This is a genomic window from Luteibacter sp. OK325 (assembly GCF_003050935.1).
Lineage (GTDB): Bacteria > Pseudomonadota > Gammaproteobacteria > Xanthomonadales > Rhodanobacteraceae > Luteibacter.
The window spans coordinates 787,230-800,321 of sequence record NZ_QAOX01000002.1 but is presented as its reverse complement, the minus strand read 5'-3'; the positions used below and the strand labels follow the sequence as shown (position 1 = coordinate 800,321).

5 protein-coding genes, 1 tRNA gene and 1 pseudogene are annotated in these 13,092 nt (G+C 62.8%); 5 read left to right on the top strand and 2 right to left on the bottom strand.

Annotation, left to right across the window (positions count from 1 at the left end; translation table 11 throughout):
- Positions 1–112 precede the first annotated feature (112 nt).
- From C8J98_RS07330 to C8J98_RS07315, 4 genes are all read left to right on the top strand, one after another.
- Complete coding sequence (locus tag C8J98_RS07330) at positions 113–6,244, top strand: autotransporter outer membrane beta-barrel domain-containing protein (RefSeq protein WP_146171594.1); 6,132 nt, start codon at positions 113–115, stop codon at positions 6,242–6,244.
- Between the two features lie 211 nt (positions 6,245–6,455).
- Positions 6,456–7,853: a hypothetical protein gene (locus C8J98_RS07325; RefSeq protein WP_146171592.1), complete on the top strand. Its 1,398-nt coding sequence runs from the start codon at positions 6,456–6,458 to the stop codon at positions 7,851–7,853.
- 108 nt (positions 7,854–7,961) lie between these two features.
- Positions 7,962–9,242, top strand: coding sequence for a serine--tRNA ligase (gene serS / locus C8J98_RS07320; protein WP_107912435.1), 1,281 nt, complete (start codon positions 7,962–7,964; stop codon positions 9,240–9,242).
- Positions 9,243–9,337: 95 nt separating this feature from the next.
- Positions 9,338–9,427, top strand: a tRNA-Ser gene (locus C8J98_RS07315).
- Positions 9,428–9,985: 558 nt separating this feature from the next.
- Here the strand turns inward: C8J98_RS07315 and C8J98_RS07310 are convergent.
- Positions 9,986–10,714 carry an SDR family oxidoreductase gene (locus tag C8J98_RS07310; protein WP_107912433.1) on the bottom strand — a complete coding sequence of 243 codons (729 nt, stop codon included), beginning with the start codon at positions 10,712–10,714 and terminating at the stop codon, positions 9,986–9,988.
- A gap of 207 nt (positions 10,715–10,921) precedes the next feature.
- Between C8J98_RS07310 and C8J98_RS07305 the strand changes: the two genes are divergently transcribed.
- Entirely contained in the window at positions 10,922–11,818 is an 897-nt protein-coding gene (locus C8J98_RS07305) for a LysR family transcriptional regulator (RefSeq protein WP_107912654.1), read from the top strand.
- A gap of 54 nt (positions 11,819–11,872) precedes the next feature.
- On the opposite strand, the pseudogene C8J98_RS07300 reads toward C8J98_RS07305, so the two are convergent.
- Positions 11,873–12,097, bottom strand: a pseudogene (locus C8J98_RS07300) (oxidoreductase); the annotation flags it as partial.
- Between the last annotated feature and the right edge of the window lie 995 nt (positions 12,098–13,092).

The window sequence follows — 13,092 nt, the reverse complement described above, 5'->3', positions numbered from 1 at the left end:
GCTCGCATGGTCCAGCGGCCGTGCGATTCAGACATAGCGAGCTGCAAAGCGACAGATTGGCCCGGCGATGTTCGCGACGATCGTGTCATCGATCACACCGGACATTCCGACTATGAAAACGCTCCCGCATCGCCGATCCAACGGTCCCGACACGCTCCGTCGTCTTGCGCGTCGCCCGCTTTCGCAGGCCCTCGCCTTTCTCGTTGTGGCGACCCTCTACAGCGGCGACGTGCTTGCGACGCCAGGCCTGCCGACGCCTAATGTCCCGGCGGTGAACGTGCAGTCGATCGGGAACAGCGGCCTCGACGAGACCGGCGTGCAGGGCTCGCAGTCGACCGCGGTCTACTACGGGCTGTCGCCTGGCGACACGGCGCCATCGATCACCATGATCAGTGCTGGCGGCCAGGGTGGAACCGGCTCCGACGGCGGCAATCCCACCGGCAATGGCGGTCAGGGTGGCGATGGCAACCTCGTCGAGTTGACCATTGGCAGCGGGGCTTGGGTCAACAGCACCAACGTCAGCACGGCGGACAATGCCAACGCGGCCGTCTGGCTGCAAAGCCTCGGCGGCGACGGCGCCACGGCGGGCAAGATGAGCGGCAACAACGGGCACCCGGGGCAGCCCGGTGGCGGTGGCTCGTCGTATGGCGTGTTGTTCGACCAGTTCGTGACCGTCGCCAGCAGTAGCGGCTGGAACAACAGCCAGCCCGGCACCACGGCGGTCTTGATGCAGGCCATCGGCGGCGATGCCGCCAACCCGCTGCCGAGCGATGGCGCGAGCGGGGCGGGCAAGGTTAAGGGCGCTGCGGGGAACACAGGCGGTAACGGCGGTTACCTCACCTATAACCTGCACACCGGTGGCGTGTCGTCCCAGGGTGCAGCCGTCGTGCTGCTGAGCCAGGGTGGCAAGGGTGGCGACGGCACAGGTTCCTACTCGGATCTCGGGGTCGGTATCGGCGGCATCGGCGGCGCGGGCGGTAACGGCGGCGATATCAACGTGACCGTCGGTGCGCCTGGTGCGTCGACCACGCCCTTCATCACGGCCGTCGGTGCCCCGACAGTCGCTACCGGCGCCATCGTCCCGATCGACGCGAGCGGCGGCGTGGCGCAGGCGGCCGTCATGGCAGCGGGCATCCAGGCGCAGAGCATCGGCGGTTTGGGCGGCAACGGCGGCGAAGGCGACGGCACCGCTGGGTCCGCGGGTGCGGGCGGCGGCGCCGGGAACGCCGGGAACGTTTCCATGGCCCTGAACGATGTGAACATCTCCACCAGCGGCTTCGCCGCGGCAGGCGTCCTTGCGCAGAGCATTGGCGGCGCCGGTGGCAATGGTTCCGGTGCGGGCGGCATGTTCTCGAAGAAGGGTGGTAATGGCGCCGCCGGCGGTACGGCCGGTGTCGTGTCGGTCACCATGGGCGATTCGTCCAACACGAACTGGCCGTCGGACCTCATCGCGACGACGGGCGACGACTCCATGGGCGTGGTGGCGCAGAGCATCGGCGGCGGCGGTGGGTCGGGTGGCTCCGTCGAAGGCGGCGCGATCGGCGGAGGCGTGTCCATTGGCGGTGACGGCGAAAGCGGCGGCGCATCGGGCACGGTGACGTTGAACAACGGCAGCCTTGCTTCGGGAAGTGACCCGGCCCAGGCGGGCTTCATCATCGCAACGAACGGCACCCGCTCCAGCGGCCTCGTCGCGCAAAGCATCGGCGGTGGCGGTGGCACCGGCGGCTCATCGACCAACGCGTCGCTCGGCCCCTTCAGCTATACGGTGGGCGGCACGGGTGGCACGGGTGGAGAAGCAGGCACGCCTGGCACCACGCAAGTGAGCCTCGCCAACCTCGGCATCGTCAGTACCACAGGCGATCACGCCAAGGGCGTCGTTGCCCAGGCGGTCGGCGGCGGTGGCGGCGACGGCGGTGGCGCTACGTCGTACTCCGCGAGCGCGGTACTCGATATCAACGTGACGGTGGGTGGCAATGGCGGCTCGGGCGGCAGTGCCGGCGACGTCATCGCGACCAACCAGGGCCAGATCCTGACCGGTGGTAGCGACGCGTGGGGCCTGCTGGCGCAGAGCATCGCGGGCGGTGGCGGCAATGGTGGTGCCAGCCTCTCCGACGCGTTCGCGATCGCACCGCCCGACATGCCTACCGTCGTCATCAATACGTCGGTGGGCGGAAAGGGTGGCGATGGCTCGCCCAGCGGCAATGTCACCGCTACCAATGATGGCGTGATCATGACCGCGGGTGCCGCTGCCCACGGCGTACTTGCCCAGAGTGTCGCCGGTGGCGGTGGCAACGGCGGCGACTCGAGCGTGATCACGGCGATCGTGGGCCCCAAGACCGCCGCCAGCGCCAACCTCACCGTATCGCTCGGCGGTTCGGGCGGTAACGGCGGGGCGGCGGGCAATGTCACCGTGACCAACACGCAAAACTCGCTCGTCTGGACGCTGGGCGATAGCTCGGATGCCATCTTCGCGCAGAGCGTGGGCGGTGGCGGCGGTTCCGGCGGCACCAGCAAAGACACCGCAACGTCGTTGCAGGCCAAGAGCACGAGCTCAGCCTCTATCTCCCTCGGCGGCAGCGGTGGCTCCGGTGCCAACGGCGGCGGCATCACCGTGACGAACGCGGGCAATCTCCTCACCATCGGTGATGGCGCGAACGGCATCTTTGCGCAGAGCGTCGGTGGCGGTGGTGGCCTGTTCACCGGCGGCACGATCAAAAGTGCCGCCGGCAAGCAAAACGAAACCATGACGCTGTCCGGCGGCGGTGGCGAGGCCGGTAATGGCGGCACGGTGAGTGCCACCAACAACGCGACCATCGTCACTTACGGCGGTGACGCCGCGGGCATGTTCGTCCAGTCGGTCGGCGGTGGTGGCGGTAAGGCCGGCACGGGTACGACGGCCGGGCTTCCCACCTCGGCCACGACGCTCGCCGATTACCTTGCGGCAAGCACGGTGCTGAACAGTGCCAGCGACAAGCGCTTGAACACCTATGCCGGCGTGCAAGCCTGGGGCCCCGCGGGGTGGTACCTGACGAGCCTGGAGCAGATGGAAGGCTGGGCTCAGGACTATCTCACCTACGCGGCCGCCCATCCTTCGAACGACTCCCCGGATACGTCCGATGTGGTTGCCGCTGTCGTGCTGAACGTTGGCGGTGGCACCAATCTCGATAACGAGCCAGCAGGCTCCTCGACGCAAGGTGACGGCGGCAACGTCGCAGCGACCAATGCCTTCACCGTGCAGACGTTCGGCCCGGCCTCACCCGGCATCCTCGCCCAGAGCGTGGGCGCGGGCGGTGGTGTCGCCGGCGCTACCACTGTGACGCAGACACAGAACTCCAACTTCAAGCCAGGCGTGGCCTTCAAGGCCACCAACGGCGGCAAAGCCTACAATTTCGGTAACGGCGGCGCGGTCACGGCGACCAATACCGGCACGGTCGGCACCGCCGGGGATGCATCGTTCGGCGTGCTGGCGCAGAGCGTCGGCGGTGGTGGTGGCCATACGCTGTTGACGGCAAGCAACTACGCTTCGTCCGGGAGCGACGCACCCATCCAGATTTCGCTCGCCGGCAGCCTGGGCACCACGGGTGATGGCGGCGCTGTGTCGGTGACGAACAACGGCAGCATCACGACGGCCGGCAACGATGCGGTCGGTATCGTCGCGCAGAGCGTGGGCGGTGGCGGCGGCGATGTGGTGGTGATGCAGACAGCGGCCACCCAGGGCGTCCTCGCCGGCTTGTCGTCGGGCGTCACCAATCCGCTTGCCGACCCCAAGGGAAGCCTGAATGCCGTGAGCGTGGGTAGCAACGCCATCGCTGCGACCGCCTACCCGACGTGCAAGACGACACAGCTGCTCACTAACGCCTGCGGCGATGGTGGCGATGTCAACGTGACCACGTCGGCGGGAAGCAGCGTGAGTACCGCAAAGCGCGATGCGCATGGCGTGCTCGCCCAGAGCATCGGCGGTGGCGGCGGCTGGATTGTCGGATTGACCGAAGGGAACACCAATCCGTTCAATAACCCGCTCATGATAGGCGACGGCGGCAACATCAGCATGACCTTGGGTGGAAGCATCAACACGCTTGGTGACGGCGCTTATGGCGTCCTCGCGCAGACGGTGGGTGCCGGCGGTGTCCTGGCGGGCGATTTCGCTGCAGGCGCGACGACGATCGCGTTTCCGCATGACAACGAGAACGCACATGTTGCCCGCATCGGTGCGGGCGGCAATATCACCATCGATAACACCGGCTCGGTGTCGACCTCCGGCGCCAATGCCCACGCCATCTTTGCGCAGAGCGTCGGGGGCGGCGGCGGTTACTACGCGACCACCGGAGGCGTTTACATGGGCTCGTCCGGCGGTTCGGGCAATGCGGGCACCATCGTGATCACGAACAGTGGGACGGTTCAGGCGACGGGTAAAGGGTCGAGCGCGGTCTATGTCGATTCGCAGGGATATAACGGTAATTCGCTCGTGGCGATCACCAATACCGGCGGCGCCACCATTATGGGAAACATCTCCGCGCCGGCGATCGTGCTGGCGGGTGGAAACAGCAACGGCGACGGTCAGGTGAGCAACTACGGGACCATCAATGGCCTGGACGGCACAGCCATCGCGGCAACGTCGACAGCGCTGAGCTTCGCCAATGCGACCAACTATGCCGGTGGCGCGATCTACGGGGACGTGAGTATCGGTGTCCTGGGTAACAGCGGCAAGGGCGGAACCTTCGACAACCAGGGATATTGGGGAACCAACGGGAACACCACGGGTAACGTGATCAACTCCGGCACGCTTGAAATCGGCGGGGCCAACAGTGGTATCGCCAACGCGGATCTCACCAGCAATATCGATGGCAACCTGACCAATACCGGCGCCATCAAGACGAACGTCGATTTCTACAACCGGACAGCTAACCATCTGGCCATCACCGGGAAGGTCAACTGGAACATCGGATCGAACATAGCCATCGTTCCCAAGTCGCTCATGCCCGAAACCAACATCGCCATCGTGGATGCGGTGGATTTCCAGAACAATGCACCATCCACGCCCGTCGTCGATCCAGGCGGCAACTATCTGTTCAACTACACTGCGCTGGCCAGCCAGAGCGGACTGCTCGTGAGCGCCGATGCGGTATCGCATTTCTCGTCCACGGCCACACAAGCACAGGCACCTTTATCCTTGGTTGCCGAGGCGCTCTACCTGGATAGGAACTGGAACAGCGGCATGTCACAGTCGCTCGCGCAGACCTACGCCAGCCTTGCGTCGGTGAAGAACTCGAATGAGTACATCACCGCCCTGACGAACATCGCGGATGAAGGAAGCCAGGCGGCGAGCGTTGCGCATGTCGTGGCGAGCAATGCCTTCGTCGAACGCATGAACAGCTGCCCGAGATTCGAAGACGGTGGCCTGTTCCAGCGCGAGCACGATTGCGCGTGGGGCCGCGTGATTTCCAACAGTACCGATCGCGATGCCGGGAATGAGAGCGTCGGGTACCACCAGAATGGACAGGTGTTCCAGCTCGGTGGCCAGAAGGAGGTGGATTCCGACTGGTTCGTCGGTGGCTCCGTCTCGTCGGACCACAGCGACCTCGACACGAAGTCAGCTTCGGATTCGATCAACGGCAGTGGCTGGACGGCTGGCGCGGTGGTCAAGCACCAGATGGGCGACTGGCTGGTTTCGGCCGCGCTCGAAGGCGGCGAGATGTCCTACACCTCCACGCGCCAGGCACAGTTGCCCGGCTTGGGTGGTGCGGCTCGCGCCTCGTTCGACGTGTCTCACTGGGGCCTGCATTCGCGCATCAGCCGACAATTCGCCTTCGCTAGCTGGTACCTGAAGCCGTACATGGACCTGCACGCGACGCGCATCGACTCGGATGGATACACCGAGAAAGGCGCCGGCCCCCTTGATCTGCACGTGGCGGCCTCGCATTCCCACGTCCTCGGCGCGTCGCCCATGATCGAGGCCGGCAGTCGTTTCGCCTTCACCGGCGGCATGGCTTTGCAGGTCTATGCGGGCCTGGGCGGCTCGTTCTACAGCCAGAACAAACTGGGCACGGACATGCAGTTCGCCGACGCGCCGGGTCCGGTCTACTTCCACATGACCAGCGATATGCCACAGGACCGCCTCAAGGGCGTGGCCGGCGTGGACCTGAAGGCGAGCAAGGATGTCGACATTCGTCTGGAATACCAGGGCGAGTTCGCCAGTCACTTCCAGTCGAACAGCGGGGCGCTGAAGTTCACTTACAAGTTCTGATCTGGCCGGGCGAAGTACATCGCCCCCATGAGCCATCCCCTCCGTTGGTGGCAAGATATTACGATTTGCGCAACCCTGGGCCGAGAGTAGACTCCGCGACGCCACAGGGGATGTCGCAACGTATCCGGCCCAGCGCCGACGACGGATCGTCGCATTGCACGCGTCCCCTGGTGGACGTCGGCGCACTTGCGACATTAACCAGGAGGGTTTCGTGAAATTTCGATCTATCGCGGCGCTATTTTGTCTGTTTGTCACCAGTCTTTTCCCTTCGGCCCGGGCGGCCTCCGTAGGCGGGCAGGGCGTGGTTTATTTCACCTACGACCTCGGCACGTACTCATCGACGATTCCGTGGTCAACCGTGAACAACTGGTGGTATGTCCCCGGGCGTAACTTCAAGACGCCGATTGGGCTGTACAACATCAATCCGACGCTGGCGAATTCGCAACTCGCGGCCATGCGAGCTTCGGGAATGGACTACATCGTTCTCCAGTTCGGCATGCGGGATCTATCCGTCTGTGCCGCCAGCGGCGCCTGTTACAACGGGTTTCCGGACGATTGGGTATGGGGCGAGACGATCGACAATAGTCTGGGCACCATGCATCCGACGCACGAAGCCAACCTGCGGGCGTTGTTGAAGCGCGCCGTAGCACTCGGTTTCCGGAACGTCGTCATTCGGTTCACCGACGGTGCCGCCGCGGGTTGGGCAAGCTGGGACGAGGTGGCCTATCAGCATTCCTGGAACTACATCGTAAAGGTGCACACGATCACCGACCAGGAACTGGCCGGAAGCGTCACAGGGGCCATATACGATCTGGGTGGCGAAGGGGCCGCGGATCGCAATGGCATGACGCTTCAGTACATGCAGCGTCTGTGGGCGGACTACACCTTTGTGTTCGGCTCGTCGGACACGTTCGGTTTTTCGTCTATCGCCAATGCCGACAACGTTTCCCGAACCCTGGCGGCGTATGGGGCGGCCCGTCCGTCGCGTTATGCGTTCACTGCCTATGGCGACGTCTACGCGAACCTTACCGACGTGTGGAATACCTTGCCGGCCAGCGAGCGCGTCAAGCCGGTCATGCTCATCGAGACGTATCACAACGACGCCACGACCGCAGCGCAGATTGCACTTTTCTTGAACCAGCACCCGACGTTCAATCTGTTCGCAGTGACCCAGTGGCCGCTTAATCGCGGCACGCCCTGTGCCGGTTGCGACGGCAATGTCTCGGACGCCGCCGTAGCGGACCTGACGACATCGAGCCAGCTGTCAGCGATGGCTCCGATCGTCGCCAAGTTCTCTCAAGAGCCGAGCAACCCGGAGCTGATGTCCTTCTCGGACATCAATTGCGCGGCGACCACAACGGCGACCTGCACCATCCAGGGCAATTTCAACTACTGGAACCCCCCGACCGAGATGGCCTACCAGGTCTTCGTGACCCTTCCGGGTGAGCCGCGGAAGCTCTGGGCCTGCCTGTCCATGAACGCTTCCTCGCAGGCCGGCTGGATCGTTCGTAACATCACGTATTTGTTCGAGTATTTTAAAACGGCGAACTGCTCCAGCCCCGTCGCGGGTCTGAAGCCAGACGGCACCGCGCGCGTCTACGTAAGGTAAGGAAGGCAGGCCAGCATCCGGCCCGGTTTGCGGGCCGGATGCTGCGCCAGCGATAATCGCGGGCGGACAGTACGTCCGTATCGTATACACACCACGGAACCCCTTCTTATGCTGGATCCCGCCCTCCTGCGCGGCAAGCTCGCCGAAACGGCTGAGCGCCTGCGCGCCACCCGGAACTTCGACCTCGACGTCGCGACGATCGAGCGCCTCGAATCCGAGCGCAAGGCGCTTTCCACCGAGACCCAGGAGCTGCAGAACCTGCGCAATACCCGTTCCAAGGCCATCGGCCAGGCCAAGGGCAAGGGCGAAAGCGTGGATGGGCTCATGGCCGAGGTTGCCGGTATCGGCGACAAGCTCAAGACCAACGAGCAGGCGCTCGCCGAGGTCCAGGCCAGGCTGGCGGACATCGCCCTGGGCATCCCGAACCTCCCGGACGAATCCGTGCCCATCGGCAAGGACGAGAACGACAACGTGGAGATCCTCCGTTGGGGTCACCCGCGTCCGTTCGACTTCCCGGTGAAGGACCACGTGGACCTGGGTGCCCGTCACGGCTGGCTCGACGGCGAAGCCGGGGCCAAGCTGTCCGGTGCACGCTTCACCGTGCTGCGTGGCCAGCTCGCGCACCTGCACCGCGCGCTCGCCCAGTTCATGCTGGACCTGCACACCACGCGCCACGGCTACCTCGAGCACAACGTGCCGTTGATCGTGAATGCCGCCGCGATGGAAGGCACCAGCCAGCTGCCCAAGTTCGAAGACGATTTGTTCGGCACGATGGTCGACGAGGTAAAGCGCTACCTCATCCCCACCTCCGAAGTGACGCTGACCAACCTCGTACGCGAGAGCATCGTCGACGCCGGCGAGCTGCCCATGCGGATGACCGCGCATTCCATGTGCTTCCGCGCGGAAGCCGGCAGCTACGGCCGCGACACCCGCGGCATGATCCGTCAGCACCAGTTCGAGAAGGTCGAGATGGTGCAGATTGCCACCGCCGACACCAGCTTCGCGCAGCTCGAGGAAATGGTTGGCCACGCCGAAGCCGTGCTTCAGGCGCTGAAGCTGCCGTACCGCAAGGTGCAGCTGTGCACGGGGGATATGGGATTTGCTGTGGCGAAGACCTATGACCTCGAGGTTTGGCTGCCTAGCCAGAATACGTATCGGGAGATCAGCAGCTGCTCCAACTGCACGGACTTCCAGGCGCGGCGGATGTCGGCTCGCTGGCGGAATCCGGCGAGTAGCAAGCCGGAGCTGGTGCATACGTTGAATGGGTCGGGGTTAGCCGTGGGCCGGACCCTGGTGGCGGTGATGGAGAACTTCCAGCAAGCCGATGGGTCGATCGAGGTGCCCGAAGTGCTGCGGCCGTATATGGCGGGGATTGAGGCTATTGCCTGATCGTCGGGTATGATTGGCGCCCTCGGGGGTTTCCCTGGGGGCGTCAATGTTTAGAGCCGGGTAGGGTGCAATGCCCTTTCGGTGCTTGAAAATACGGAGAGATGGCCGAGTGGTTTAAGGCAGCAGTCTTGAAAACTGCCGTAGGTGTGAGCCTACCGTGGGTTCGAATCCCACTCTCTCCGCCAGACCGTATTTTTCCAAGTAAAATCAATTACGTGTGTTGGTCAGGAAAAATTGCCATCGGGACACATTTCGGGACACATAGGTCTTCCGATGCGCGTTCCGCACTACCTCGTCAAAACACCTTGCGGCACCTGGCACTTTCGCCGGCGCACACCCGTGTCGCTCGTCAGCGTCCTCGGCAAACCGGTCATCAAACGAACACTCGGCACGCGAGCTGCCCGTTGCCCGCGACATCGCGCTCGCTCTTTGGCGTGCGTACGCGTGCGTGCATGTCGGCTGCGGGGACAAGCAAGCCGATTTCCACAAGGCTCTTGGAGAGATTTTCGGTGACGCCCTCTTGTCGACGCAGGGTGTCATCTATTCGCTGAGCGACCTACGACCAGTTCGTGCACGATGAGAAGAAGCGACAAGTCGCGCTTAGCCGGGCTGCCTTTACAGCCACAGGTGATCCGCCGTTCATCTAGAGGTCCCGGTCAGGTCGCTGGGAGAAAATGATGCAGGTGTTCGAAGGTGTTGGCGAAGACGACCGACCGGACGTTGCGTGACATAGGCATCGAAAGTTAGACCTGCGCCCTACCGCCATCGGCGAACAGTTCGATCCCCGTGATGAAGCTGGATTCGTCCGACGCCAGGAAGAGGGCCGCTTTCGCGATCTCCTCGGGCTCCGCCATGCGGCCCATCGGCACGGAGGCTACGATGCGGGCAATGGCTTCGGGCGGTTGGATCGCCGTCTGGGGTGTGGATACTGGCCCGGGACTGAGGACATTCGACCGTATGTGCCGGTCTTTCAGTTCGACGGTCCAGGTTCGCACGAACGAGCGGATCGCCGCTTTGCTCGCCGCGTAGACGCCAAAACCGGGAGTGCCCTTGGCGGCCGCGGCCGAGCCGGTCAGGATGATGGAAGCGCCATTGTTTAAAAGCGGTAGCGCTTTCTGGACGGTGAAGAGCAGACCTTTGACGTTCGTGTCGAACATCTTGTCGTAGTAGTCCTCGGTGATGCTTCCCAAGGGAACAAATCCCCCTAGGCCGACGTTGGCGAAAAGGATATCGATGCCACCCCTGGCTTTGACGCGCTCGTAGAGACGATCGAGGTCGTCGGGATTGGCCACGTCTCCCTGGACGCCAGTGACGTTCTTGCCGATGGAAGCCACGGCCTCGTCAAGTTCCTTCTGGTGGCGTCCTGTAACGAAAACGTAAGCGCCTTCGTTCGCAAACAATGTTGCGGTCGCAAGACCGATTCCTCGAGTGCCTCCGGTGATGACGGCCATCTTTCCCTGTAATTTATTCATGGTCATATTTCGTTGGCTGGCCATGCTGGCCGGGAGCCGCAGTTTCCGACCTCATCAGGATGTTTTGAAGGGGTGGGACAGTCCGAACATTTCGGACTTTTTTGTCTTCTTGTATAATGATCGACATCTATTGAGGGGCGCTAATCGAGGGCCTATAGTCGACGTTTGTCGGACGCCGGTGTCCGAGTCGATGAGGTAATGGAGGGAATGGACAGCCTAAGCGCGTTCAATGCATTCGTGCGGGCAGCGGAGGCCCGGAGCTACACGGAGGCCGGGCGGCTATTGAACGTGTCGCCTTCTGCCGTCACCAAGGCGGTCTCTCGCCTGGAGGAAAGGCTCGGTGTCCGGTTGTTTCACCGGAATACGCGCGGCCTGACTCTCACACAGGAAGGGGCGTTATTTCTCGATAGTTGCTATCGGATCTTCTCAGAGATCGACGCGGTCCACGCAGAACTCGCTCATTCGAAGATCACGCCCATGGGTAGGCTCAAAGTGAGTTTGCCTATGGTGGGGGAGCTGATTATGCCGGCGATCAGCGATTTCGTCTCTGCCTACCCCGACATCGAGCTCGATCTGAATTTCACCGATCATCTGGTGAATATCGTCGATGATGGTTATGACGTGGTCATCCGCACAGGGAAGGGGGCGGACTCCGGCCTTATCTCACGACCTTTGGGGGCGTTTCATCTGCGAATCGTCGGCTCGCCGGCTTACCTGGAACGTGCAGGCATGCCGATCGTTCCCCGGGATCTAATGGTGCACGCCTGCTTGCATCACCGATATGCAACGTCTGGGCGCATACGACGTTGGCCGTTGGAGGTGACGACAACGGAACGGGGTCTGGTTCTTCCCGTCGCCGTGACGTCGACCGCCATTGAACCATTGATCACGCTGGCGGAAAGGGGAAACGGCCTGGCGTGTCTTCCCGACTTCGCCATCCGGCAGCAGATCGCCGACGGGAGATTGATTGTCGTCCTGGACGAGTACATGACGTTCGCCAGCGTTCTTTGCGCAGTATGGCCGTCCAATCGTTTCATCGCCCCGAAAGTCCGCGCCTTCGTCGACTTTCTGACTGAGAATCTCTTTCCGAGGGTCGATGGATAGGCCAGGTTGGAGTGATCATGGCGCACGGCAGGAATCGGTCTGCCGTGCGTCGTTTCAACGGGCGCCGAAGGTCGTATCGTTGAAAAGGTCAGCATGACCGTGCGGCGGTGCGCGCCAGTACGGACGCGGTGCATCGACGGTCGCTCCTAAGGCGGCAGCAGCATGCCATCCCCAACGCGGGTCATAGAGCATGTCCCGGGCAACGGCCACTAGGTCGGCCTGTTCACTGGCAATGATGGCCTCGGCGTGGGCGGGCTCGGTCACCAATCCTACAGCGATGGTTGCAATAGTCGCTGTGTGTCGTCGCATTGACGATGGTTGGGTGACCTGTACCACTTACGCGTTCATCCCGAACAATGTCATCTCCATTTAGGCAGCGGTCGTCGGTTTTTCGACTGATTTCGAGCTGCGACATTTTCGCATTGCGTTAGTGCCGAAAGAGGAACTCGGTACATCGTCGGATACAGATGTTGCGTTGTTCAACGAAGCCGTTGCGCTCATGAAGAGTCGATTCATCCGAGCCAGGCAGGTGGACTGGAGTGCGGAAACTGAGGAAGCGCAGCCCTGGCTTGCGTCCCCGTCGGGCCGCTGGCGAGGCATCACCCCGCAAACCTCGCAATGTTCCAGGCAGGATCCGACGTCCTCCGCAACATCGGGAGCCTGCAGGAGCGGTCACGAGACCCTGATGGTCGCCATTAGCGGGAGCCTTCCACTGTCGTTGCGTGGGCGCCCTTGAGGGCCGCAGCGATGAGATGGCGGCGCTGTTTCCACCGAGCTCGCAAGCCCGCAGGACCGGCCCCGCGCGTACCGGTGTAACATTTGTGCGACAGGTGCGGCACACTATCCGAAGTGCTAAGGAGAAGTGCTGACCTGCGCGTTGTGCGGTCGCCTTGCCGAACTTTGCGAGGCCTTTTCTTCGTCCCGCTGTGTTGCGGGAATTCGGCAAATTTCCCACGTTTTCCGACCGACAAATCTGATGGGAGGGCCACGCGGTTCAGGGCGGTACCGACGCGTCCATTCTTTTGTGTAGGCATTCGCCGCGTCGTCGTGTAAGCGGTTTCCTACGGCGAAAGTTATAGGGGCATCCTGTCCCAACGCTTTGCGAGATCGACGTCGCAAGAAATTACCGATCAGATCGGTGGTTTGCACTTGTTGACGAATGTCCTGAGATCACAGATGGCGCTCTCAGGAGCTTCGTTCCCGCGCCGCTGACCGCACTCTCTCGTTTGCAGCCTCTTGCTCTTTCTCGCACTCGGTCTGCCGCAATAACTCAC